Genomic DNA, 24,952 nt, shown 5'->3' on the forward strand with positions numbered 1-24,952 from the left:
GGCTCACCCCGTCAGGCCGGACGCGGTGGCGACCAGGCCGCCGTCGATGACCAGGTCCTGCCCGTTGACGTACGACGCCTCGTCCGAGGCGAGGAAGGCGACCGCGGCGGCGACGTCCTCGGCGGTGCCCAGGCGGCCGGCGGGCACCGCGGCGAGCACAGCGGCGGCGGCTTCGGCGGAGATGTTGTCGTGGAACATCGGGGTCTCGATGTAGCCGGGGCTGACCGAGTTGACCCGGATGCCCCGGGGCGCGAGGTCCGCCGCGAGCGTGTGCGCCAGGTTGTGCACCGCCGCCTTGGTCGCCGCGTAAACGGAGGCTCCCGGCAGGCCGCGGTGCAGCGTCCACGACGCGTTGATGACGATCGCGGCGCCGTCCGCGAGCAGCGGCAGCGTCTTGTGGACGGTGAAGAACACCCCCTTGAAGTTGGTGTCCACGATGCGGTCGAACTCGGCCTCGCCCACCTCGCCGACTGCCCCGAACGAGGCGACGCCCGCGTTGGCGAACACCACGTCCAGCCGCCCGTGCCGGTCGCGGATCGCGGCGGCCAGCGCGTCCAGGTCGTCGAGGTCGGCCACGTCGGCGCGCACCGCGACCGCGCGGTCACCTCCGTCGAGTTCCTTGAGGGCGGTGTCCAGCCGGGCCTGGTCCCGGCCCGTGATGACCACATGGGCGCCCTCGGCGAGGAACCTGTGGGCAGCGGCCAGGCCCATGCCGCTGGTGCCGCCGGTGATGAGCGCGATCCTGCCGTCGAAACGTGTCTTCGTCATGGGGCTCAGCCTGCCGACCGGCCCGCCGGCCATACAGTGCGTGCTCAGCCTGGGTCTGCCACCACCACCTTGGCCAACCGGTCCCCGGTGCCGGGCAGCGGGTTGTACAGCTCCAGGTGCCAGCCCGGCCGGTCGGCCACGGTCAGCGTCGTCATCTCGAAGAACAGCTCCCCCGCCTCGGGGTGCCGCACCGCCTTCACCGCCTGGACGGGCGCGCCCACCTCGTGCCGGGCCCAGAGCCGCGCGAACTCCGGGCTCACCGAGCCGAGGTCGGCCACCAGCCGCGCGAACTCCGGATCTCCGGGCGCGCGCCCGCGTCGGCGCGGAAGGCGGCCACCACGGCCGGCGCGACCGCGTCCCACTGCACGTGCATCCCCCGGTAGCGGGCGTTCGTGAAGAACGAGACCAGGCAGTTGTGATCGACGTCGTCGTAGCCGAACACCGCCCGCGTCGCCGCGTTGATCGCCAGCAGGTTCCAGCGGCTGTCGCGCAGGATCGCCGGGCGCGGCGACCACGCGTCCACCAGGCGCCGCAGCTCCGGGGTGACCTCGCCCGCCGGCGCCTCGCCGGCGGGCGGCGGGTTGAGGCCGGCCAGCAGGTACAGGTGCGCGCGCTCGGGCCCGGTCAGGCGCAACGCCCGGCCGATCGCGTCGAGCACCTCGGACGAGACGTTGATGTCGCGGCCCTGCTCCAGCCACGTGTACCAGGACACGCCCACCCCGGCCAGCACGGCGACCTCCTCGCGGCGCAGCCCCGGCGTCCTGCGCCGGCCCGCGCCCACCATGCCGACGTCGGCGGGGGTCAGCCGGGCCCGGCAGGCACGGAGGAAGTCGCGAAGCTGCTCGCGGCGGTGCCGCCGCGTCTCAAGGGACTCGCTGGTCATAGGTCACCGTAACGGAGCCGGGTTATAGTCGGGACAATTGCCATATCTCGCACTGTCGAGCTTCTGCTGGCGAAGGTGACAGGCATGTCCTTGGGCGATCTGTACGAGCCGCTCCACCAGCACCACGCCGACCCCTACCCCTTCTACGAGCGGGCCCGCCGCGAGGAGCCGCTGTTCTACTCCCCCGCCATCGGCGCCTGGGTCGTGACGAAGATGGCCGACGTGCGCCGGATCCTGCGGGACGGGGCCCTGTTCTCCTCGGCCAACACGCTGCGCCCCTACTCGCCGTTCCCGCCCGCGCTGCTCGCGGAGCTGGAGAAGGGCTACCCGAACCTCGGCTCGTACATCACGATGGACGGCGAGGAGCACCGGCGGCGGCGCGCGCCCGCCGCGGCGGCGCTCACCCCCGAACGTGTCGCCGCGATCGAGCCCTACATCACCGAACGCGCCACCACCCTCATCGACGGCTTCGCCAAGGACGGCGGCGTCGAGTTCATGGCCGGGTACGCCAACCGGCTGCCCGTGGACGTGACCGCCCGGCTGGTCGGGTTCGCCGAGCAGGACGCCACGGCGTTCGGTGACGACAGCCGCGCGGCCGCGGCCATGGGGATGGGGCACCGGTTCGGCTCCGAGGAGGAGCAGATCGCGTGCGCGCAGGCGTGGGTGCGCTTTCAGCGGCTCATCGAGCGGTACGTGACCGAGCGCCGCGCCGCACCCGAGGACGACGTGATCAGCGACTACGTCGCCGCCTTCGCCCCCGGCGACGGGCCCCTGGCCTTCGAGGAGATGGCCGAGCTCATCGGCATGATCCTCGGCATCGCCCTGCCCGGCCACATCACCACCTCGGCGCTGCTCGGCAACGGCCTGCTCCGGCTGCTGTCGGAGCCTGAGCAGTGGCGGCTGCTGTGCGAGCGGCCCGACCTCGCGCCGAACGCCACCGAGGAGATCGCCCGCTACGACACCCCGACCCACATCTTCCTGCGGATCTCCACCGCCGAGGCCACCGTCGGCGGGCGGAACTTCCCCGCCGGCACCGAGTTCGCCCTCTGCCTGGCCTCCGCCAACCGGGACGAGGACGCCTTCGAACGCGCCGAGACGTTCGACATCACCCGGCCCCCGCACGCCAACGTGGTCTTCGGCCAGGGCGCCCACTACTGCCCGGGGGCCGGGCTGGCGCGCCGCCAGGTCGAGATCTCGCTGCGCCTGCTCGCCGAGCGGCTGCCCGGGCTGCGCCTCGTACCGGGCCAGCGGATCGAGTACCGCGGCACGCTCGACCACCGCGGCCCGCTCACCCTCCTGCTGGAGTGGTGAGGATTCAGGGCTTACGAGCGGTTCATGGCTTACGGGCGGTTCATGGCTTGCGAGCGACTCCGCCCGCGATGCAGATGCCCGCCAGGTCCAGCGGCCGCTCGACGGGCTCCTCCGGCCGCCACTCCGGCAGATGCACCACCCCCGGCTCGACCAGCTCCAGCCCGTCGAAGAAGCGGGTGATCTCCTCCAGGTCGCGCGCCCTGCCGGTGCCCAGCATCGACAGCAGGACCCCCTCGAGCGCCCGCACTTCGGGCGCGCACGAGCAGAAGTGCGTGAGCTGCAGGAAGCTGCCCGGAGCCAGCCGCGCCTTGTACGTGTCCACCAGCTCCGCCGGCCGCTCGTCGTCACCGAGATGGTGCACCACGGCCACCAGCAGCAGCCCGATCGGGCGCGAGAAGTCCAGGAACCCCGCCACCTTCGGATGCTGGAAGATCGCCTCGGGCTCGCGCATGTCCGCGGTGATGACCCGCGTGTTGTCGTTGGTCTGCAGGAGCGCGCGGGCGTGCGCGAGCACGATGGGATCGTTGTCGACGTAGACGACGCGCGCGTCCGGATTGATCCGCTGCGCGACCGAATGGGTGTTGTCCATCGTCGGCAGGCCGGAGCCGACATCGAGGAACTGGTCGATGCCCTGCTCCGTCATGAACTTCACACCCCTGAACAGCATCGCCCGGTTGTTCCGCGCGCCCCCGCCGCCGTCGGGGAAGTGCTTCATGCCCTCCATCGCGATGGCCCGGTCGACCGCGAAGTTGTCCTTGCCGCCGAGGAACGCGTCGTACACGCGGGCGATGCTGGGCTTGCTCGTGTCGATCTCCGGAGGCAGGTAGTCCGGGTCCTGGTGGGTCCAGATCCGCTCCATGGACGCCTCGCTCATGGTCACCTTCCGGCCGTGACTCAGTGATCGACATCTGACGCGTTTCGGGAGCATAGCGAGCATGTCGTGAATACACAGCTTCACGTGAAACTTTCACCGCACGGACCACTTCCGGGCCACAGGCGCGAAAGCACCGGGCCGGGCAGGCTCGTGTGGGAGCGAATCGTGCCGGGCTGGCGGGGCTCGGCGCAGAAGGCGCCGGGCGGGCGGGGCTAGGCGCGGAACGCACCGGACCGACGGTCCTGCCCGCGGAATGTGCCGGGCGGGCGAGGCGGGGCGCGGAACGTACCGGACGGGCGGTGCTGGGCGCGGAAGGTGCCGGACGGGCGGTGCTGGGCGCGAAAGGTGCCGGGCGGGCGGGGCTAGGCGCGGAAGGTACCGGAGCGGCGGTCCTGGGCGCGGAAGGTGCCGGGTGGGTGGCCCGTCCAGCGGCGGAAGGCGCGTCTGAACGCGCTCGCCTCCGAGAAGCCCAGCCGCCTGGCCAGCTCCTCGACGGACTCCTCGCCGCGGCGCAGGCCGTCGATGGCGGCGTCCCGCAGGAGCTCCTCCTTGATGCGCCCGATCGACGTGCCCTCGGCGCGCAGCAGCCTTCGCAGGTGCTGCGTGCTCACGTTGAGCTGGGCCGAGACGTCGTCGGGGCCGGGCCAGCGGCCGCGCAGCCCGCGTTCGAGGATCGTGCGTACCCGGTCGGCGACGGACGAGCCGTAGTCGCGCGTGGCCAGCCACACGTAAGGCTGATCGCCGAGGTAGCCGGCGAGGTCCTCCTCGTTCCTGATGACCGGCGCGCGCAGCAGGTCGCGGTCGAAGGCCAGCGCGAGCCGGTCGGCCCCGAACACCGGATGCCGCCCGAACACCGCCTCGTAGTCGGCCGCGTACGGCGGCGCCGGCCAGGGCAGGCGCAGCTCCCGGAGGCCGACCCGCCGCCCGGCGAGCCAGCCGGCCAGGCGGTGGACGAGCGTGGCCAGCAGCTCGGCGGCCAGATGGTCGGGGTCGTCGAGCCCGCTCACGTCGATCTCGACCTCGGCGAGCGCCCCGACCACCGACACCCGCAGCGGCGGCACGCCGGGCAGCGTCGCGCTCGCCTCGGCCAGCCGCAGCAGCGCCCCCTCCAGGTCGGGCACGTGGATCGCCGAGCGCAGCACCAGCCGGAAGGTGCCCAGCGGCACGGGCGCGCCCAGCCCGAACAGCTCGTCCCCCGTCAGGATCCACAACTCCTGGGTCAGCTCCGCCACCTGGGCGAGCGTCACGTCCTCACACCGCGCCGCGCCAGGCCGGATGCCGGTACGGCGCAGCAGCGACTCCACGTCGAGCCCCTGCCGCTCACCGACACGCACGAGCCGCCTGACCACGTCGCCCGGCTGCGTCGAGCTGCTCACCGGCCCACCCTACGTCGCCGGCCACCGCACACGGATCGGTCGCGCTTTCCCCGCCACCCCCACGTCCCGGTCGTCGTGCCCGGATCGGTCGTGACTTCCCCTGTCACCTCACGTCCGGGGTAGTCGTGCCCGGGTTGGCCGCCGCTTTCCCGGCCACCTCATGTCCCCGGTCGCCGTGCCCGGATCGGTCGCGACTCCCCTACCGCCTCACGTCCGGGATAGTCGTGCCCGAATAGGTCGCACTTCCCCGCCACCTCACGTCTCCGGTCGTCGTGCCCGAATCGGCCGCGCTTCCCCCGCCGCCTCACATCCCGGGGTCGTCGTGCCTCGATCGGCCGTGCCTTCCCCCTGCCACCTCGCGTCTCTGGCTGCCCTGCGCGGACCGATCACGATCCCCCGCCGCCCCACGTCCCTGGCCGCCGTGCGCGGATCGGTCATGGTTCTCGCGCGCGACGGTGCTGGGGCGGGCACGGTGCCCGTTCGTACCGTTCCGGGCATGACGATCTCATCTCGCTCTTCTCGCCACCGGCTGCTCTGGCTGGGGCTCGGGCTGGTGTTGCAGTTGTTCGCGGTCGGGGGGCGGTGGGACCTGCCGTTGGCGGCGTGGGGCTTTCAGGTTTTCCTGGTGAGGTTCGTGCGGACGGGGCGCCCCTGGCCGGGGCTCGCGCTGGTGTGGTTGGTGGGGGTGGCGGGCGGGTTGTTCTGGGCCGTGCAGCTCGCGGTGCCGATCACGCCTCTGGTGCTGGCGGGGGTGGTCGTGCTCGGGTCGGCCGCGGTCGTGCCCTTCGCGGTGGATCGGCTGGTGGCGGCCCGGCTGGGGCCGTTCGCGAGGTTGCTCGCCTTTCCGGCCGCGCTGACCGCGGTCGCGTTCCTGATGGGTACCTACAATCCGTTCGGCACCGCGTACGGGTTGCTGGCCGTCACCCAGCACGACGACCTGGCGCTGCTTCAGGCGATCTCCGTCGTCGGGCCCTACGCGATCGCCTTCCTCATCGGCGCCGTCGCGACCGCCGCCAACCACCTGTGGGAGCGCGGCGGGCCCCGGCCGGCCGTCGTGGTGGCGGCCGTGCTGGCGGCGGTGGTGGCGGGCGGCCAGGCGCGGCTGGCCTTCGCCCCCGCGCCGGGCTCGCCGACCGTACGGGTCGCGGGCATCAACCCGGCCGCGGCCTCCCTCGACGCGGCCCGGCGGCTGCTCGGCGCCGAGCCGACCGACCTGCGGGCCGTCTCCGGGATCGACCCGGCCACGGTACGGGCGGCCTCGGCCCTGGTCAGCGGCCAACTGTTCGCCGACACCCGGGAGGCGGCACGAGCGGGCGCGAAGATCGTGTTCTGGTCGGAGAACGCGGCGAAGATCCGCGCCGAGGACGAGCCCGCGTTCCTCGCCGAGGCCGCCCGGCTCGCCCGCGAGCAGGGCATCTATCTCAACCTCGCCATGAACGTGTACCTGCCCGCCGCTCCCTACGGCCGCGACCAGACCGTGCTCATCGGGCCCGGCGGGAACGTGCTGTGGACGTACCAGAAGCACCACCCCATCCCCGGCCTGGAGAGCTACCGGCCCGGCACGGGCCCCGTGCCCGTCGTGGACACCCCGTACGGCCGCCTGTCCAACGTCATCTGCTACGACGCGGACTTCCCCGCGACGATGCGCGTCGCCGCCGACATCATGCTCGTACCCGGCGGCGACTGGCCGGAAATGGGCCGCATCCACACGAAGATGGCGAGCCTGCGGGCGATCGAGAACGGTTACGCGCTCGTCCGGCAGGACTTCAACGGCTCCTCCCAAGCCTTCGACCACCAGGGGCACGTGCTGTCGCAGCAGGACACCACGACCGGCGACAACCGCCCGTGGATCGTGGACGTGCCCATGCGCGGCGCGATCACGCCGTACCGGATGGTGGGGGACGTCTTCGCCTGGCTGTGCGCGGCGCTGACGCTCGGCGTCGTCGGGGCCGGAGTGCGGCGATCGGTCGAGCGCCGCCGTCAAGGCGCGCGGCGATCGAGGACCGCCGTCGGGAGGTGATCAAAGGTCGCCTGACTCCTTGCGTCCGGGGTGATCACTCTTCTAAGTTAGGCACCCTAACTTAGGAAGGCTCACCCATGAGGACCGGCGGGCGCACGGCCAGCTTCACGCTTCGTGACGTGATCGAGGCCGGCACCCGCATCGGCCTCGAACGGCTCAGCATGCAGAGCGTCGCCGACGCGCTCGGCGTCACCACGGCGGCCGTCTACCGGCACGTGCCCAGCCGTTCCGCGCTGGAGAGCCTGGTCGGGGAGGCCATCCTCGACGAGCTGACCCTCGTCGACGACCCCGCCGAGCCGGCCGCCGCCCACCTCGCGAGCTTCGCCCTGCAGCTGCGCCGCTTCACGCTCAGCCGCCCCGGTACGGCCCAGTACATGCAGCGGCTGTTCCCGCGCGGGCCGTCCGGGCTACGCCTGCTGGAGCACCAGATCAACGCCCTGGGCCGGCGCGGCTACGACCCGCCCGCCGCCGTCGCGCTCTCCTCCGCCGTCGCCACCCTGGCCATCGGCGCCACCGTCGCCGAGCAGGAGCGGGCCGCCCTGCTCGCCACGCCCGCCGTGGAGGAGGCGCTGGCGGTGATGGCGGGCTCCGAGCTGCTGCGGCAGGCCGGCGCCGGCATCCCCGCGCACACCCCGGAGGACTACTTCGTGTTCATGCTCACCGCCGCCGCCGAAGGGCTCGTCGCCCAGCTCCCGCCCGGCCGCCCGCTCCCCGTCCCGCAGGCGGCACCCTGAACGCCACCGAGCACTCCCCCGAGCACGTTACTGAGCACTTCGCCGAGCACTTCATTGAGCACGACGCCGAGGAGACCCCGTGCCCCACCCGATGAGCCTGCTCCCGGAAGACCCCGCCGAGGTCGGGCCCTACCGGCTGGAGGGCCGGCTCGGGGCGGGCGGGCAGGGCGTGGTCTACACGGGGCGCGGCCCCGGCGGCGCGCTCGTCGCCGTCAAGCTGCTGCACTCACACCTCATGGCCGACGACGACGCCCGGACCAGGTTCCTGCGGGAGGTGCGGACGGCCGAGCGGGTGGCGCCGTTCTGCACGGCCCAACTGCTGGACTCCGGCTTCGTGGGGGCCCGGCCGTACATCGTCAGCGAGTACGTGGACGGGCCCTCACTCCAGGACTCCGTCAAGGAGAGCGGGCCGCGCGGCGCGGCGGCCCTGCAACGACTGGCCATCAACACCGCGACCGCGCTGGCCGCCATCCACGCGGCCGGAGTCGTGCACCGCGACTTCAAACCCGGCAACGTGCTGCTCGGACCCGACGGGCCCGTGGTGATCGACTTCGGCATCGCCAAGGCCCTCGACCTCAGCCAGTCGGTCGCCAGCAGCCAGCCCATCGGCAGCCCCGCCTACATGGCGCCCGAGCAGATCGCCGACGACGACGTGGGGCCGGCCGCCGACCTGTTCGCCTGGGCGGCCACCATGTACTACGCGGCCACCGGGCGGCGCGCCTTCCCCGGCGAGTCCATCCCCGCCACCCTGCACTCGGTCCTGCACAGCTCACCTGACCTGAGCGGGGTGGAGGGGCCGCTGCGCCGGCTCCTGGAGAAATGCCTGTCCAAGGACCAGTCGCTCCGCCCCACGGCCGCCGAGGTAGCCGACCACCTCCGCACCCAGCTCGCCGCTGATGGGCGCCCGCACGTTGACGTCACGCCGGCCGGACACACCCCGGCTGGGCACCCGCAGGGGGAGGTCACACCGGCCGGACACGCCCCGGACGGGCGTCCGCACGGCGCGGCCACGCCTGCCGGGCACACCGCTGAGGAGCGCCCGCACGGCAACGTGACTCCCGTCCAGCACGTCACGGCCGGCGGACACGCGCCAGGCTGGCGGCCGCACGGCGATGGCACGCCTGCCGAGCACACCGCTGAGGAGCGCCCACAGGGCAGCGCCACACCCGTCCAGCACGCCACGCCCGGCGGACAGGCGCCGGGCTGGCGGCCTCAGGGCGACACTGCACCTGCCCCATATGCCCCCGACGGGCCCGTGCACGGTGGGCACGTCGGGGATGGGCGTCAGCGCGGTGGTGGTGTGGCCGGCGGTTATGCCTCCGAGGTGTCCGTGCCCGCCCGGGAGGCGGGCGGCTCAGGGGATCGGCGGCGGCGGGTGCTTGCTGTGGTTTCGGCGAGTGCGGCGATGGTCGTCGCCGTCGGGGTGGGGATCGGTGTGTACGCTCTTGCGCCCGCCACCGCTCAACGGCAGGCGCAGCGGGCTTCGGTGTCGCCGGGGGCGGGGGTGCCGGAGTCGGGGACGGGCGGTACGGGAACAGTGGGGACGGAGGTGCCGTCGGTGAGCGCGTCCGCTTCCTCGCCCGCGCCGACCGCGTACAAGCTGCTCGCCACCGCGGATCCCGCAAAGACCGGTGAGGGTGCCCCGGCGTCTCCCACCAGGACGCCGCGTAGGTCCGCGTCCCCGACCCGTGACACGGACGCGACGCCTGGCAGCAGCCCCACCTCCTCGGTCAAGAAGCCGAAGGCGACTCCCGAGGCCACCCGCAGGTCCCCCACGAGCAAGGCCACCGGTAGTGAGCGGCCGTCGCCCAAGCCGTCGCTTCAGCCCTCCACGGGGTCGGTCACGTGGAACGACGCCGGTGAGTACTGCAAGGCGCAGGGGCAGTCGGTCTCGTTCGGGGCGGGGTGGTCGGGCATGAAGTGCTCGGGCGGGGGTGCGGAGCTTTCGGTGTCGGAGTTGTGTGCCTGGAAGTACCCGGCCTACAGCAACGCCGTGGGGGTGGCGCCGGAGAACCCGTTCGTGCCGACCGCCACCTGCAACCTGGCCTGATCGTCCGACGATCCGCCATCAGGCCCGTTTAGTCCGGTTCTGGTGCGGTAGGGGCGCTCGGTGGCGGAACGCGAACGAGGCGGCCACAGCGGAGCGGCCGCCCGGCGCCACAGCAGGAGGTGACGATCATCCTCGCGGCATTGGCCATCCCGGTGGCGGCTCTGATCGGTCTGATGCTCATGCAACTGCTGGAGGACGCACTGTTGCCTTCTCCGGCCGACTCGCGAAAACCCGAAGCCGAAGGTGACGCCGCCGTCGCGGCGACGACGGCCGACCTGGCACCCACGCCCGACCTGGCGCAGGCTTCCGATCCGGCGCCCGTGGTCGAGGGCAAGGTCGAAGTCGAGGCCGGGGCTGCCGTGGCGGCGCCTCCGGCTGTGATCCTGACCTTTCCTGCCCCCGCGCGCCCCTACGCGTCCGGTCGCGGGCGGCCGGCCACGCGCAGGCCGTCGAGCTGTGCGAAGGCCGCCGCGCAAAAGGGAGGCCCGAGGTGGCCCGCGTCGCGGCCCCGCCAGGCGGTCCCGCGCTCAGCCTGACGGGCGGGCCGCGCGGCCCATCGGCGATCAGGGATGTGTAATATCCCGGTTGTGCAGATGGGTGAAGGAGTCGAGTGGGGGTTGCACTGCTGTGTGACCCTGGGCTGGCTCAAGGACGAAGGGCCGGTGTCGATCCGCAAGCTGGCCGCCTGGTTCGACCTTCCGCAGGAATACCTGAAGAAGCGCCTCCAGGCCCTGACCAAGGCGGGGATCCTCACCTCGACCCCGGGTGTCAGGGGCGGGTTCGCGCTGGCCAGGCCGCCGGAGCAGATCACCATGATGGACGTGGTGACGGCGCTCGAAGGGCCGGTGGAGGCGTTCCGGTGTGCCGAGATCCGGCAGCGGGGCGTCGGCGCGGAGGGTGGGCAGTTCCGCCGGCCGTGCGGGATCTCCATGGCGATGCGGCGGGCGGAGCTGGCCTGGCGGCGGGAGCTGGCCGGGCAGACGATCGCCGACCTCATGGAGGGTGCGACCCCCTCGGGTGAACGCACCCGCCGCAACTACGCGCGCATGCGCGGCTGAGAGCACCCCGCCACGCGCGCATGCGTGCATGAGAAGAACCTGGCCACGCACGCACGCGCGGCTGAGAAGAACCCCCTTCGCCCCACTGGGCCGTTTCAGGACAGGAATGAGGATGTCTCGTATCCCGATTAGGACGCTGGTGCTCGGGCTGGGCACGTTCGCCGTCGGCACCGACGCGTACGTGGTGGCCGGGTTTCTCCCGGCGATGGCCCGGTCGCTGGAGGTGTCCGAGAGCACCGCCGGGCAGTCGGCCACGGTGTTCGCCGTGGCGTATGCGGTGCTCTCCCCCGTGCTGGCCACGTTCACGGCGCGGGTGCCGCGCCGGGCCCTGCTGACCGCGGCGCTCGCCGTGCTCGCGCTGGCCAATCTCGGGTCGGCGCTGGCGCCCAATTACCCGGTGCTGATGGTCACCCGGGTGCTGGCGGCAGCGGGGGCCGCCGCCTTCACGCCCAACGCCGGGGCCGTGGCCGCCGCCATGGCGGCGCCGCAGCAGCGGGCGCGTGCGCTGGCCGTGGTGGTCGGCGGGCTGACCGTGGCCACGGCGCTGGGCGTGCCGCTCGGCAACCTCGCCGACCGGGCGCTGAGCTGGCGGGCCGCGCTCGGGCTGGTCGCCGCGCTCTGCGCGGTGTGCGCCGCCGGCGTGCTGGCCGTCCTGCCCGGCCTGCCGGGCAGCCCGAGCGTGCCGCTGCGGGCCAGGCTCGACGCGCTGCGTCATCCGGGGGTCGTCGCGGTGCTGCCGCTGACCCTGCTCGGCATCATGGCCAGCTACGGTCTGTACGCCTACGCCGTCCCGCTCCTGCACGAGCTGGGGGCCACGCCGGCGTCCGAGATGTGGCTGTTGTTCCTGTACGGTGTGGGCGCCTTCGTCACGAACCTGGTCGCGGGCCGCGCCGCCGACCGGTACGGGCCGGTCAGGGTGCTGGCCGTGGGGTACACGGCGCTCACTCTCACGCTGGGCGCCTTCACGTTGGCCGCCGGCACGGGGCCGCACGTGCTGCCGGCGGCGGCGTTGCTCATGGCGGCCTGGGGGGCGAGCACCTGGTTCCAGACGCCGGCGCAGCAGCTGCGGCTGATCACCGCCGCGCCCCAGGAGACGGCCGTGGTGGTGGGGCTGAACGGCTCCGTGCTCTACCTCGGCATCGCCCTGGGGACGGCGCTCGGCGGGCTGCTCCTGCCCGTGGGGGCGCCGGTCGCGCTCGGCGTGAGCGCGGTGCTGGCCGCCGGATGCCTGCTCTACCTGGCCGCCACCCGCCGCGTCGGCGAGCGGGCGCCAGAAAGCCCTGTCTCTCAGAGGGTGCGGGAATAGGGGCGATCTTTCAGTGGCTGTCCTGAACGGCATCGGGGGTGTCATGGGCGCCGGGTCGGCTCGGGGGCGCCGGCCCCTGCTCGACGTGAAGGAGATGCAGGATGCGCGCTGTCTGGTTGAGGGAGTTCGGCGGGCCCGAGGTGCTGACGGTCGAGGAGACGCCGGATCCCGTGCCGGGCGAGGGCCAGGTGCTGATCGAGGCGGCGGCGATCGGCATCACGTACGTGGAGACCCAGGTGCGGTCGGGCTCGGCGCCCCTGCCGTTGCCGACGCTGCCGGTCATCCCGGGCAACGGCGTGGCGGGCACCGTGGTGGCGGCGGGGCCGGGCGTGGACGAGGCGCTGGTCGGGCAGCGGGTGGCCACGACGACCGGCGGTTCGGGCGGGTACGCGGAGAAGGTGGCGGTCGACGCGTCCCTCGTGATCCCGATCCCGGACGGGCTCGGCTTCCGCGACGCGACCGGCCTGCTGAACGACGGGCGGACCGCCTTGGGCATCGCCCAGGCGGTCGCGTTCCAGCCGGGCGAGTGGGTGCTGATCGGGGCGGCCGCGAGCGGCGTCAGCAGCCTGCTGATCCAGCTCGCCGGGCAGGCGGGCGCGCGGGTGATCGCCGCGGCGAGCTCGGGCACGAAGCTCGGCCTGGCCCAGAGCAGGGGCGCGGAGGCGGGCGTGGACTACACGCGGCCTGACTGGGCCGATCAGGTACGGGAGGTGACCGGCGGCGCGGGCGTGGACGTGGCCTGCGACCCGGCGGGCGGCCCCATCGGGCGGGCGGCGTTCGAGCTGGTCAGGAAGGGTGGGCGGTTCCTCGCTTTTGGGGCGGGGAGCGGGTCGATGACGGTGGTCGCCGAGGAGGAGGCGGCGCAGCGGGGCGTCACCCTGGTGCCCATGGGCGCGGCGTTCCCCTCCCCCGAGGCCGTCCGGGAGCTGTCGGTGCGGGCGCTGGCCGAGGGCGCGGCCGGGCGGCTGCGGCCGGTGATCGGGCAGACGTTCCCGCTGGAGCGGGCCGCCGACGCGCACGCGGCGATCGGCAAGCGGGCCACGCTCGGCAAGACGTTGCTGATCCCCTGAGTTCCGGGTCGCGGGGAGACGTCATGGAATATCGCCGGGAATTGACGTCCCGCGCCAAACAAATGTGAGAGCATCACGCGTTTTCGGCGCGGCGAGAGCGCGCTTCCCTTTCGGTGGCCCGAAAGGGAAGCGGCCTCCGGGCGATCCCTTCGACGTGCTGTAGCGTGAAGGGGGTGGTGCGGTTTCAGACGTCATCGCGTTCCGGCCGGGGCGATATTCCTTGTCGCCACAGGCCCCGGGCGGCGCGATATGTCAGCCCCTCGGTAAGCGAGGTCTCCCCATGGCCGGAATCCCCGCGGCACTACGGCGGCCACGCAGCCCCTTCATCGGCCCGCGACCGTTCACCCTCCATGACGAGAGCCTCTTCTTCGGCCGCTCCGACGAGCTGCGGCGGCTGCTGGAGCTGTGGCGGCGCAACCGGCTGACGATCCTGCACTCCGACGCCGCCGCCGGCAAGACCTCGCTGCTGCGCGCGGGCCTGATCCCCAGGCTGCGCGCGGACGGCGCGAACGTCCTGCCGCCCGGCCGGGCCACCTCGTGCCAGGTCCGGCCCGCGCCCGCCCTGCCCGGCCACAACCCGTACGTGCTCACCCTGCTCTCCTCGTGGGACCCGGAGGAGTCGCCGGGGCGGCTGGCGGCGCTGTCGATCAGCCGGTTCCTGCACGGCAGGGAGACCTACGACCGCGACGGCGCCCCGACGCCGATCTTCGCCGCCGTGGACCAGGCGGAGGCGTTCCTGCGCCCCCGCGCGCCGGACGGGGCGCACCGCCGCCGGCTGCTGGGCGAGCTCTTCGAGGCGCTGGCCCACCGGCCGAACCTGCGCCTGCTCCTCGTCGTACGCTCCGACTACCTCGACGACCTGCGGCACGAGGTCAAGGACGCCGAGCGGCCCGAATGCGCCGAGTACCACCTCAGGCCCCTCACCCCCGAGGCCGCCACCGAGGTGGTGTGCCGCTCCGCGCAGGCCATGCGGCTGCACGTCCCGCCCGAGGAGGTCGAGGAGCTGCTGGAGGAGCTGCGCGCGATCAGGGACGAGCACGGGCGCGTGAGCCGGCTGACCCGGGCCATCGACCCGCTGCTCCTCCAGGTGGCCGGCGCGCACCTGTGGAGCTGCGCCCCGGCCCGCGACTCCTTCGCCCCGGCGCGGGTGCGGGCGGAGGTCGAGCGCGCCCTGACCGACTGGTGCGGCAGGACCCTCGCGGTGGCCGCGGCCGAGCACGAGCTGTCGCGGCGCGAGCTGGACACCTGGGTACGCCGCACCCTCCTGCGCCGCAACCGGACCGCCGCGACCCACCTGGCTGACATGACCCACACGGCCAACACGCCTAACACGGCCGACACGACCGGCGCGGCGCGCGTAGTGCACACGGCCGGCAAAGTCGGCGCGGGCGACACCGTCCGTGCGGCCAGGATCACCGAGGCGTTCCTGCACTCGCTGGAGGACCGGCACCTCATCACCGACGCGCGCCACGACGCGGGCCCCGGCCTGCGGCAGCGGCGGTTGCTCGCCCCGTTGCGCAGGCTCGACGCCGGGAGGTGGCCGCCGGCCGCGCCGGACGCGGCCGCGTTGTTGTGCGCGGCCGTGCGGGCGCACGCCGAGGGCGAGCCCGGCCGGGCGGGGCGGCTGGCGCGCGAGGCGGCGCGGGTCTGCCCGCCGAAGGAGATGCGGGTCCGCGCCGACATCGAGTCGCTGCTCGGCAACCTCTCCTACGAGCAGCGCTCGCTGGACGAGGCCGTCGAGCGCTACCTCGCCGCCGCGACCCTGTTCGAGGCGCTGAACGACTGCACCTCCGTGGGCTGGATCCTCGCCGCGGCCGGCCGGATCTCGCTCGAGCAGGGCAGGCGGAGCACGGCCGTGGCGTACATGATGGCGGCCACCGGCCGGCTCCCGCACGACCCGTTCGTGCGGACGGGGCTCGGCCAGGCGCTGCGGGCGGCCGGCGAGAGCGCGGCGGCGCTGGAGGTGCTGACCGGGGTGCTGGAGCACGACGACGTCCTGGAGGCCAGGCGGACGCGGAACGAGATCGCCGGGGACGGAGGGGGCCCCGCCAAGCGGTAAAGGGTCACCGTTGCCGGGCCTCCTCCAGGAGGTCGGGGCGGTTGGTCATGATGCCGTCCACCCCGTACGAGATCAGCCGGCGGATGAGCGCGGGCCGGTCGGCCGACCAGGTGTAGACGCGCATGCCCCGCTGGTGCACCTTCTTGACGTAGCGGGCGGTGAGCCCGATGTGCGGGAGGGTGAGCCCGTCGGCGTACCTGGCGACGTCGGCGAGCCGGCGGGCGGCGGGCTTGCCGAGCAGCGCGATGGGCAGCCCGGGCACCATGTCGCGCAGGAGCCGCATCGACTGCCAGCCGAACGCCTGCACGGTGAGCCGGTCCGCGCTCCACGACTCGCGCTCCTCCTGCAGCTCGGCGGCCACGCGGCGGTCGATGTCGGGGCTGCGCGGGGAGTGCTTGATCTCCAGCAGCAGGCCGGTGCCGGTGTCGCGCAGCGCTTCCAGGGCCCGCTCCAGCGTGGGCACGCCTTCGCCGCGGTAGCGGGAGGAGAACCACGATCCGGCGTCCAGCCGCTGGATCTCGGCGAGCGTGAAGTCGGAGACCCGCCACGGCGACCGCTTGGGGAAGAGCTGTTCGACGTTCGTGGTGCGGCTCAGGGTCTCGTCGTGCATGAGGACGAGCCGGTGGTCCTTGGTCTGCTGGACGTCGAACTCGCACCTGTCGGCCCGTTCCTCCCTGGCCCGGGCGCAGGCGGCGATGGTGTTCTCGGGTGCGTGGGCCGCGCCGCCGCGGTGGGCGATGTTGTCCACCTGCGGCGGCAGAGCGGTCAGGAGCACGGTGACGACGACACCGAGCGAGTGAAACATACTTCCCCCCAGGCCCCCATATATCTGGAATACAGGAGGAACTTCCCCGACGACCGTTTTCTAGCGGCAGGTCGAGAGGACGAACGCGAACTTTGGGGGGATATGGCGGGTTCTTGGGCGAGCGGGCCCGGGGAACCGGGCCCGCTCCCCCTCTCAGAACCGCAGCTTGCGCAGGTAGCGGTAGCCCACCTCGGACGTCTGCCGCGGCGTCACGTCGGGCGTGTCGTTCTCCACGATGTACTCCCTGACCCGGTGGGCCTCGAACACCCGGCGGAAGTCGATCGTGCCGGTGCCCAGGTCGGCCATGTCGCCGTCCAGGTGCCGGTCCTTGACGTGGTACTGCAGCACGCGCTGCGGCGCCCGCCTGATGACGTCGATCGCGAACTTCACCGGGTCCTTGGCCCCGCGCCCGACGCCGCCGGTGACCGCCCAGTAGATGTCGATCTCCAGGTGGACGAGGCGCGGGTCGAGCTCGCGGGTGAGCACGTCCCACGGGGTGACGCCGCCGCCGAGGTCGGTGGTGAACTCGTGGGCGTGGTTGTGGTAGCCGTACCGCAGCCCGGCCGCGCGGGCGGCCTGCGCCTCCACGTTCATCCGCTCGGCCCAGCCCTTCCACTCGTCCAGGCTGGTGGAGGCCAGGTACGGCACGACCATGTACGTCTGGCCGAGCGTCAGCGCGTTCTCGATCTTCGTGGCCAGGGCGGCGTCGTCGGCGCTGATGCCGTCGTGGCTGGAGCTGGCCTGGAGGCCGAGCCCGTCCAGGAACTCGCGCAGTTGCTTCGCGGTGCGGCCGAAGTAGCCCAGCGCCAGCTCGACCTTCGGGTAGCCGATCTCGGCGAGGTAGGCGAGGGTGGTGTCGTAGTTCTTGGCCAGGTCGTCGCGGACCGTCCAGAGCTGCATGCTGATCTGGCCCGGGGGGACGCGTTCCCGGCCGCCGTGGTGCGGGGGCGTCGCCGCCGCCGCTGGGGACGCGGCGGCGAGGGCGGCGGCGCCGAGCCCGAGCCCCGCCGCGAGCAGGGAGCGCCTGCTGGGGCCGTAGCCGTAACACATGAGGGTGTCTCCTAACTCGTCGGCTCCAGCACCACTTGCGTGCTGGAGGTCAGCGGGGGCAGGCCGCCGGTGCCGGGGTCGGTGTAGGTGGCCACGAAGACGCCGGTGAGGTGGTCGGTCTCCGGGTCGTGGCCGCTCGGCACGGTGGTCTGGATCGAGCCCGTGCAGCCGCGGGCCGTGGTCTGCGGGTGGCCGTGGTCGTCGTGGCCGAGGATGTAGTCGACGGTCACGTTCGCGCAGTTCACCGGCTGGTCGTCGGTGACGCGCACCTCGAACTCGACGACGTCGCCGAAGGTGAACGGCTGGCCGGCCGCCGGGCGGACCAGCTCGACCACGGGTGCGGCGTTGCCGACGACGATCCGTACCGACGTGGCCGCCGAGCGGCCGCTCGGGTCGCTGACCCGCAGCGTGGCCTGGTAGATGCCGTTCTCCTTGTACGTGTACGAACCGCTCGGCGCGCGGGAGTCGACCCGGCCGTCGGCGTCGAAGTCCCACGCGTAGCTGATCCGGTCGCCGTCGGCGTCGCTGGTGCCGGTGCTGGTGAAGCTGACGGTGAGCGGGGCCAGGCCGCTCGTCGCCGAGGCCGCCGCGACCGGGATCGGCGTGTGGTTGCCGGTGTTGCCGATGTAGTCGATGCGGGCAAGCTGGGCGTCGGGGTTCTCGCTGAAGTAGCCGTCGCCGTACTCCAGCACGTACAGCGCGCCGTCGGGGCCGAACTCCATGTCCATCGGGTTGTCGAAGACGAACGAGGGCAGGACGGGCTCGATCCGCCCGTCACGGTGGAACGCCTTGACGTAGTCGCGGGTCCACTCGTAGAACAGCGGGACGCCGTCGTAGTACCGCGGCCAGCCCACGGCGGTGCGCCCGCGCGTGTCGGACGGGTCGAAGGCGTAGGCGGGGCCCGCCATCGGGCCGATGCCGCCGGTGCCCAGCTCGGGGAACTCCGGCGAGGGCCCGTAGGAGTACCAGACGTCGGGCTGCGTGACGGGCGGCAGCCGGCGCAGGCCGGTGTTGTGCGGCGAGTCGTTGACGGGCGCCGCGCAGTCGAACGTGGCTCCCGACGTGCCGGTGGCGAAGTCGTAGTCCACGTACGGCAGCCGCGCCGTCGCGCAGTACGGCCAGCCGTAGTTGCCCGCCCGGCGCACGACCGTCCACTTCCCGTGCCCGGCCGGGCCGCGCGCCGGGTCGGCCTCCTGCTGGTCGGGCGAGTAGTCGCCGACGTACAGCTCGCCGGTGCGCCGGTTCAGCTCGATCCTGAACGGGTTGCGCAGGCCCATGGCGTAGATCTCCGGCCGGGTGCCAGCCGTGCCCGGCCTGAACAGGTTCCCCTTCGGGATCGTGTACGAGCCGTTGTCACGGACGCTGATGCGCAGGATCTTGCCGCGCAGGTCGTTGGTGTTGCCGGCGCTGCGCTGCGCGTCGAAGGCCGGGTTGCGGTCGGGCCGCTCGTCGATCGGGGTGAAGCCGTCGGACTGGAACGGGTTCGTGTCGTCGCCGGTGGACAGGTAGAGGTTGCCGGCGGCGTCGAAGACGATGTCTCCGCCGACGTGGCAGCAGATGCCCCGGTCCACGGGAACGTCGAGGATGCGCTGCTCGGTCCGCAGGTCGATGGTCGTGCCCGCCCAGCGGAAGCGGGAGAGCCTGATCAGGCCCTTGAAGGGGGCGAAGTCGGCGGGGGTGCCGGTGAACGGGGCGTCGCCCTCGTTGACGTCGGGCGTGGCGGGGTCGTCGGTGGGGGTGTTCAGCGGGGGCGAGTAGTAGAGGTAGATCCAGTCGTCCTTCTTGGAGCCCTTGCCGAAGCCGGGGCTGAGGGCGATGCTCTGGAGCCCTTCCTCGTCGTGCTGGTAGACGTCGAGGCGGGCGGCCAGCGTGTTGAGGCCGGTCTTCGGGTCGTGTAACCAGACCTCGCCCTTCCTGGTGGTGTGCAGCACCCTCGAATCGGGTAACACCGCCAGGTCCATCGGCTCGCCGGGGTGGTCGTTGAGGGTCACCTTCTGGAACTGGGAGTCGGGCGGCGGCGCCGCTGCGCCTGCTGGTGCGGTGCCTGCTTGGGCGGCGCCCGCGGGCAGCAGGATCGCCGCGGCGGTCAGTGCCGCGATGGCGGTTCTCACGCTCATGCCTCTCTCCTTCGGTCTACTCGGGGGGATAAGAGAGGGCAAATTAACGTGAATGTAACCCGAGTTACGCCGATCGACGAGGCCCCACCCGTCACAAATCCGCGTATCTTTCCCATCGCGCCGCACTAAGTGCCACAAGCAAGATCGCCTCCGCCCGTGCGGGCGAAGGCGATCCGAGTGCAGGACTGCGAGAGGCTACTGCTGCTTCTTCTGCTCCTCCATGGTGACGGTCACGGTGTTCTCCTCGCCGTCCCGCTGGTACGTGATCGCGACCTGCTGGCCGACCTTGTACCCGCGCACCTGGCCGACGACCGTGTCGCCGCCCTGCACCGGCGTGTCGCCGATCCTGGTGATCAGGTCGCCCTGCCGCAGCCCGGCCTTCTCGGCGGGGCTGCCCTTGGTCACCTGCCGGACGAGCGCCCCGGACACGTCGCCGGTGGCGTCGGTGACGCTCACGCCCAGGAACACGTGGCTCACCGTGCCCTTGCTGATGAGCTGCTCCGAGACGTGCTTGGCGGTGTTGACGGGGATCGCGAAGCCGAGGTTGACGCCGTCGGCGGCGATCGCGCTGTTGATGCCGACCAGCTCGCCCGCCGCGTTGACCAGCGCGCCGCCCGAGTTGCCCGGGTTGATGGCCGCGTCGGTCTGGATCATGCCGCCGAGCGTGGTGGTCTCCTCCTGCCGCTGCCCCTGCCCGCCCCAGCCCGGCGGGAGCTGCTGCTGGTCCTGGCCGCTGCCCGAGGTCACGGTCCGGTCCAGCGCGCTGATGATGCCGGAGGTCACCGTGCCGTCGAGGCCCAGCGGGCTGCCGATGGCCAGCACGTCGTCGCCCACCTTGAGCTGGTCGCTGTCGCCCAGCGCCACCTTGGCCAGCCCCGACACGCCTTCGGCCTTGATGACCGCCAGGTCGGTGGCCGGGTCGGTGCCGACCACGGTCGCCTTGGCCGTCTTGCCGTCGTTGAACTTGACCGTCAGCCCGCCGTTCTGCCCCGAGACGACGTGGTTGTTGGTCAGGATGTAGCCGTCCTGCGACAGGACCACGCCCGAGCCCTCGCTCGTCGAGCCCTGGATCATCACCACGGACGGCTGCACCTTCTCCGCCACCTGCGCCACCGTGAACTGGTTGGTGGCGGTGCGGAACACCGGGCTCGGGTTGCTCGCCGTCGCGGTCGCCACGGGCCGCGCGTCGGCCCCCGCCAGATACGCGCCCACGGCCCCGCCGCCCAGCGCCGCCGCGGACAGCGCGGCCACGGCGGCCAGGGCCAGCCCGGCGATGGCCTTGCGGGTCAGCGTGAACCCGGCCCGCTTCGGCGCCGGAGGCGGCGGCATCACCGGGTTCGGCCGGGTGAACCCTCCGGCGGAGGGCGGGGTGGCGCCGAACTGGCTCCAACCACCGGTACGAGGCTCGCTCGGCTCGTTCGCGTCCATGTCATCTCCTGTAGTCCCGATGAGACAAGAGTGGGGCATGGGGCGTAAACACCGACTAAGCGGCGAATGCCGGGTTCGGCGCAGCGCTGATCTCGGCCTTATCGGTGCTGGCAGCGGGTCATCGAACCGCCGGAAAATTCACCTCAACGCAGGTCGCCGGGCACGATCAGGCCCGTCTCGTACGCGGCGATCACCGCCTGCACCCGGTCCCGCAGGCCCAGCTTGGTCAGCACGTTGCTGACGTGCGTCTTCACCGTGTGCTCGCTGACCACCATCTCCTGCGCGATCTCCGCGTTGGACAGCCCCCTGGCCATCATCCGCATCGTCTCCTGCTCCCGCCCGGTCAGCACCGCCAGCCGCTCCGACGGCGGGGCGAGCGGGCGCGGCGGGGCGGCGCGGGAGGTGAAGTCGGCGATGAGCTTGGTGGTGACCGAGGGGGCGAGCAGCGACTCTCCGGCCGCGACCACGCGGACGGCGTGCACGAGGTCGTCGCGCCGCACGTCCTTGAGCAGGAAGCCGCTGGCGCCCGCCCGCAGCGCGTCGTAGACGTAGTCGTCCAGGTCGAACGTGGTGAGCATGAGGACGCGGCAGTCGCCGTCGGCGCAGACGGCGCGGGCGGCCTCGATGCCGTCCATGACGGGCATGCGGATGTCGAGCAGCAGCAGGTCGGGGCGGTGCTCGCGGACGGCGGCGATGGCCTGGACGCCGTCGCCCGCCTCGGCGACGACCTCGATGTCCGGCTGGGCGTCGAGGATCATGCTGAACCCGGCGCGGACGAGCTCCTGGTCGTCCGCCACGACCACGCGGATGCTCACGACGCCGCCAGCGGGAGCCGGACGAGGACGCGGAAGCCGGGCCCGTCGCCGCGCGGCCCGAGCTCGGCGGTGCCGCCGCAGGCGGTGGCGCGCTCGCGGATGCCGATCAGGCCGTTGCCGCCCGAGGGCAGCGCCAGGTCCCGGCCGCGGCCGTCGTCGGTGATGTCGATCATGAGTGCGTGGTCCTGCCAGGTGAGGGCGATGTCCGCGCGGGTGGCGCCCGCGTGCTTGACGATGTTGGTGAGTGCTTCCTGGGTGATGCGGTACGCGGCCACCCCCGTGTCGGGCGACAGCGGCCGCGGCGAGCCCGTGGTGGAGTATGTCACGTGCAGGCCGGTCCCCCTGACCTGGTCGGCGAGGGCGGGCAGCGCGTCGATGGTGGGCTGGGGGCCGCGCGGGCCCTCCTCCTCCTTGAGCACGTTGAGCAGGCGGCGGAGCTGGTCCATGGCGTCGCGCCCGGCGCCGGCGATGGCGTCGAAGGCGGCCACGGCCCTGGCCGGGTTCGAGGTGACCGCCACGGGGCCGGCCTCGGCCTGCACGACCATGACGCTGACCGCGTGGGCGAGGATGTCGTGCATGTCGCGGGCGATCCTGGCGCGCTCGCGCTCGGCGGCCCGCTCGGCCTCGATCTCGCGCTCGCGGGCAAGTTGGAGAGCGCGTTCCTCCAGCGCGGCGGCGTGCGCGCGGGAGGCGGCGGCGGCGCGGCCGATGGCGTACGCGGCGACGAACTGCACCGTGCCGCGTAGCGCGGACTCGGCCGAGCCGACGATGAGCAGGCCGCCGCCGAGCGTGACCGCCAGCGCGATCCACCGCTTCCACCTGCTGGAGTAGGCGGCCGTGGTGTAGACGGCCACCAGCGTGGTGTACCAGATGGGCTGGGAGGCCACCTCGTCCACCAGGTCGTAGAAGCCGGTGGGCAGGCACACGGCCAGCAGCACGAGCACGGGCGCGCGCCGCCGCCAGACCAGCGGCACGGCGGAGGTGACCACGACGGTGTACCCCCACCAGTGCCAGGGCCCGCCGTAGGGGTTGGCACGGGACAGGAGCGGCCAGAGCTGCACGAGGAGCACCAGCACCGCGAGTGCGCCGTCCACCAGGATCGTGGGCAGCCCGCCGTACCAGCGGCGCAGCCGCACGACCAACCGTGACTCGGACATAAGCCCCAATTGTGCCCGCCGGGTCACGCGGCGGCGACCGCGACGCGGGCGGGCGCCCGGCGCGCGAGCGGGACGAACGAGATCAGCAGGCACAGGGCGCCGAGCGGGATGAGGTCCTTGTCGGCGAACGGCAGCGCGAGGTCGAGCAGCACCAGCACCGGCGTCCACGCCCCGACCCTGCGCATGACGGCGAGCTGGAGAATGAGCGCGAGCTGGGCCAGGTAGAACAGGAACGGGCCGCCGTCGTAGACGACGAGGGACACCCCGGGCACGCTCTGCACCTGGTCGAAGATCACTCCCATCCCGTCGTGGTCGGCGGCCGTGAACCCGGCCACGAGGTCGATCCCGAACTGCGCGAGCAGGGTCGCGATGCCGGCGGTCCCGGCCACCGCGCTGACCGTGGCCAGCGGGCCGCGCCCGGCCATGGCGCGCAGCCGCCAGAAGATCTGGGCGAACAGGACGAGGGCCGCCATGAACGCGAGGTGGCCGATCGTCCAGGCCGGGCCGGGGCCGCGGCTGCCGTCGAGCCCGTCGATGATCCGGATCACCCCGTAGGTGAAGGTGAGCAGGGGTGCGGCGATGAAGGCGAAGCGGGGGTTCATGCCGGAAATCCTCGCCTTGGAGAGGGGGGCCGGGCATCGCCGGTGCGAGGGATTCGGAGGCTCACTCGCACGAGTGAGAGGAAATGGGTCGCGTCGGCGATCCGCGAAGGGGGCGCCGCCCAGCAGGATGGCCGTCGTTCCCCCGACCTTGGAGAGAGATTCCCATGTTTAAGACCGCGGCCGCCTGCCTGGCCCTCGCCACCGCCCTCACCGCAACCCCCGCCCAGGCGGCCACCTCCACCCCGTCCTGCCCGCCACCGGCCGTGATCGAGCCGAACCCCGATGCCGTGCTCCCGCCGGTCAACAGGACGGCGCTGGCCCGATCGATCGCCGGGCTGCCCGCCGGCGACGCCGCCGCGGCCGTGGTCCGCGTGGGCGGGACGAAGGGCTCGTGGCAGGGCGTGAGCGGGGTCGCCGACCTGAAGACGCGGCGCAAGGCGTCGGGCCAGGCCCGCTTCCGGGCGGGCAGCGTGACGAAGATGTTCACCACCGCGGTCGTGCTGCAACTCGTCGCCGAGGGCAGGCTGTCGCTTCGCGACACCGTCCAGAACCACCTGCCCGGCCTGCTGCCCGACTCCTACCCGGACATCGAGGTGGGCCAGCTGCTCAACCACACCAGCGGCCTGCCCGCGCCCGACCTGCCCGGCTCCTTCTCCTACGTCTACGAGACCAGGTTCAAGAAGTGGACGCCCGAGGAGTACGTGGCCCTGGCCGTACGCAACCCGATCGAGTTCACGCCGGGCACCAGGCAGCACTACCTGAACATCAACACGTTCGTGGCCGGCCTGCTGATCGAGAAGGTCACCGGTGAGACGTACGAGCACGAGGTGACGGAGCGGATCCTGCGCCCGGTCGGCATGCGCGACAGCTACCTGGCGGGCACCTCGACCACGATCAGGGGCCGGCACCAGAAGGGCTACCAGAGCGTGCCCGCGGGCTTCGAGAACTCCTTCGCCTACGGTGACGACCATCTGGTGGACATGACCAGGACGAGCGTCACCTCCACCTGGGCGTCGGGCGACCTGATCTCGACCGCGGCGGACCTGGAGAAGTTCGTCAAGGCGCTGTTCTCCGGCGAGGTCGTGCCGCCGGCCCAGCTGGAGCCGATGTTCACGGTGCCGGACGTGACGATGTTCGACGAGTGCGGCAACCAGCCCGCGACCTACACCTCGGGCATGACCAGGATGGTGCTGCCGGGCGGCCTGGTCGCGTACGGCAAGACCGGGGCCCGCTACGGCTACGCGAACGGGATCGGCGCCACCCGGGACCTGTCGAGGACCCTGGTCTACTCGGTCAGCTCCTTCGACGCCAAGGGCTCCGGCCAGAACCAGCGGACCCTCGGCATCGTGATGGCGTCCTTCTCGTGAGACGCGCGAGCTGTTTCGTGAGACGCGCGAGATGTGGGGCGTCGGTGGGCGCCCTCACATCTCGGGCGGCGCCGGGCTCAGCGGCGCCGGCGCCGGCGCCTG

The 24,952-nt window shown here is 72.7% G+C and carries 20 protein-coding genes and 1 pseudogene; 10 read left to right on the plus strand and 11 right to left on the minus strand.

Features of this window, described 5'->3' with window-relative positions; translation table 11 throughout:
• Positions 1 to 3 precede the first annotated feature (3 nt).
• Both KIS93_RS29675 and KIS93_RS65775 read right to left on the minus strand, forming a co-directional pair.
• On the minus strand, positions 4 to 768 hold the full coding sequence (locus KIS93_RS29675) for a glucose 1-dehydrogenase (RefSeq protein ID WP_080047428.1): 765 nt from the start codon (positions 766 to 768) through the stop codon (positions 4 to 6).
• 44 nt (positions 769 to 812) lie between these two features.
• A pseudogene (locus KIS93_RS65775) lies at positions 813 to 1,651 on the minus strand (helix-turn-helix transcriptional regulator).
• 84 nt (positions 1,652 to 1,735) lie between these two features.
• Between KIS93_RS65775 and KIS93_RS29685 the strand changes: the two are divergent.
• Positions 1,736 to 2,962, plus strand: coding sequence for a cytochrome P450 (locus tag KIS93_RS29685; protein ID WP_080044541.1), 1,227 nt, complete (start codon positions 1,736 to 1,738; stop codon positions 2,960 to 2,962).
• 40 nt (positions 2,963 to 3,002) lie between these two features.
• On the opposite strand, the gene KIS93_RS29690 is transcribed toward KIS93_RS29685, so the two are convergent.
• Both KIS93_RS29690 and KIS93_RS29695 read right to left on the minus strand, forming a co-directional pair.
• Positions 3,003 to 3,836, minus strand: coding sequence for an SAM-dependent methyltransferase (locus KIS93_RS29690; protein WP_080044540.1), 834 nt, complete (start codon positions 3,834 to 3,836; stop codon positions 3,003 to 3,005).
• Between the two features lie 362 nt (positions 3,837 to 4,198).
• Entirely contained in the window at positions 4,199 to 5,212 is a 1,014-nt protein-coding gene (locus tag KIS93_RS29695; RefSeq protein ID WP_080044539.1) for an AraC family transcriptional regulator, read from the minus strand.
• A gap of 496 nt (positions 5,213 to 5,708) precedes the next feature.
• Between KIS93_RS29695 and KIS93_RS29700 the strand changes: the two genes are divergently transcribed.
• The 8 genes from KIS93_RS29700 to KIS93_RS29735 all read left to right on the plus strand — a co-directional run bounded on the left by KIS93_RS29700 (position 5,709) and on the right by KIS93_RS29735 (position 15,509).
• Complete coding sequence (locus KIS93_RS29700; RefSeq protein WP_080044538.1) at positions 5,709 to 7,232, plus strand: carbon-nitrogen hydrolase family protein; 1,524 nt, start codon at positions 5,709 to 5,711, stop codon at positions 7,230 to 7,232.
• A gap of 77 nt (positions 7,233 to 7,309) precedes the next feature.
• The gene (locus KIS93_RS29705) at positions 7,310 to 7,966 is read left to right on the plus strand and encodes a TetR/AcrR family transcriptional regulator (RefSeq protein WP_080044537.1); all 657 of its coding nucleotides are present in this window, start codon (positions 7,310 to 7,312) and stop codon (positions 7,964 to 7,966) included.
• 79 nt (positions 7,967 to 8,045) lie between these two features.
• On the plus strand, positions 8,046 to 10,016 hold the full coding sequence (locus tag KIS93_RS29710; RefSeq protein WP_155128924.1) for a serine/threonine-protein kinase: 1,971 nt from the start codon (positions 8,046 to 8,048) through the stop codon (positions 10,014 to 10,016).
• Positions 10,017 to 10,135: 119 nt separating this feature from the next.
• Positions 10,136 to 10,552, plus strand: a complete 417-nt coding sequence (locus KIS93_RS29715) for a hypothetical protein (RefSeq protein WP_080044535.1) — start codon at positions 10,136 to 10,138, stop codon at positions 10,550 to 10,552.
• Between the two features lie 57 nt (positions 10,553 to 10,609).
• Entirely contained in the window at positions 10,610 to 11,074 is a 465-nt protein-coding gene (locus KIS93_RS29720; protein WP_230466596.1) for an RrF2 family transcriptional regulator, read from the plus strand.
• A gap of 112 nt (positions 11,075 to 11,186) precedes the next feature.
• Entirely contained in the window at positions 11,187 to 12,380 is a 1,194-nt protein-coding gene (locus KIS93_RS29725; RefSeq protein ID WP_222107657.1) for an MFS transporter, read from the plus strand.
• 101 nt (positions 12,381 to 12,481) lie between these two features.
• Positions 12,482 to 13,450 (plus strand): zinc-binding dehydrogenase, encoded by a 969-nt coding sequence (locus KIS93_RS29730; RefSeq protein WP_080044532.1) that lies wholly within the window; start codon positions 12,482 to 12,484, stop codon positions 13,448 to 13,450.
• Between the two features lie 280 nt (positions 13,451 to 13,730).
• Complete coding sequence (locus KIS93_RS29735) at positions 13,731 to 15,509, plus strand: nSTAND1 domain-containing NTPase (protein WP_080044531.1); 1,779 nt, start codon at positions 13,731 to 13,733, stop codon at positions 15,507 to 15,509.
• A 4-nt stretch (positions 15,510 to 15,513) separates the two neighbouring features.
• On the opposite strand, the gene KIS93_RS29740 is transcribed toward KIS93_RS29735, so the two are convergent.
• The 7 genes from KIS93_RS29740 to KIS93_RS29770 form a co-directional block, all read right to left on the minus strand.
• Positions 15,514 to 16,284: a glycerophosphodiester phosphodiesterase gene (locus tag KIS93_RS29740; RefSeq protein ID WP_246005381.1), complete on the minus strand. Its 771-nt coding sequence runs from the start codon at positions 16,282 to 16,284 to the stop codon at positions 15,514 to 15,516.
• Positions 16,285 to 16,467: 183 nt separating this feature from the next.
• Positions 16,468 to 17,364: a sugar phosphate isomerase/epimerase family protein gene (locus KIS93_RS29745; RefSeq protein WP_080044530.1), complete on the minus strand. Its 897-nt coding sequence runs from the start codon at positions 17,362 to 17,364 to the stop codon at positions 16,468 to 16,470.
• Between the two features lie 11 nt (positions 17,365 to 17,375).
• Entirely contained in the window at positions 17,376 to 19,481 is a 2,106-nt protein-coding gene (locus KIS93_RS29750) for a PQQ-dependent sugar dehydrogenase (protein WP_080044529.1), read from the minus strand.
• A gap of 195 nt (positions 19,482 to 19,676) precedes the next feature.
• On the minus strand, positions 19,677 to 20,909 hold the full coding sequence (locus tag KIS93_RS29755) for a S1C family serine protease (RefSeq protein WP_080044528.1): 1,233 nt from the start codon (positions 20,907 to 20,909) through the stop codon (positions 19,677 to 19,679).
• Between the two features lie 143 nt (positions 20,910 to 21,052).
• On the minus strand, positions 21,053 to 21,724 hold the full coding sequence (locus KIS93_RS29760) for a response regulator (RefSeq protein WP_080047426.1): 672 nt from the start codon (positions 21,722 to 21,724) through the stop codon (positions 21,053 to 21,055).
• Positions 21,721 to 22,881 (minus strand): sensor histidine kinase, encoded by a 1,161-nt coding sequence (locus KIS93_RS29765; protein WP_080044527.1) that lies wholly within the window; start codon positions 22,879 to 22,881, stop codon positions 21,721 to 21,723. Before KIS93_RS29765 ends, KIS93_RS29760 begins: the two co-directional genes overlap by 4 nt.
• A gap of 23 nt (positions 22,882 to 22,904) precedes the next feature.
• Positions 22,905 to 23,483, minus strand: a complete 579-nt coding sequence (locus KIS93_RS29770; RefSeq protein ID WP_155128920.1) for a hypothetical protein — start codon at positions 23,481 to 23,483, stop codon at positions 22,905 to 22,907.
• A gap of 164 nt (positions 23,484 to 23,647) precedes the next feature.
• Between KIS93_RS29770 and KIS93_RS29775 the strand changes: the two genes are divergently transcribed.
• The gene (locus KIS93_RS29775) at positions 23,648 to 24,850 is read left to right on the plus strand and encodes a serine hydrolase domain-containing protein (RefSeq protein ID WP_155128918.1); all 1,203 of its coding nucleotides are present in this window, start codon (positions 23,648 to 23,650) and stop codon (positions 24,848 to 24,850) included.
• Positions 24,851 to 24,952 lie beyond the last annotated feature (102 nt).

Source organism: [Actinomadura] parvosata subsp. kistnae, assembly GCF_900323885.1.
Lineage (GTDB): Bacteria > Actinomycetota > Actinomycetes > Streptosporangiales > Streptosporangiaceae > Nonomuraea > Nonomuraea composti.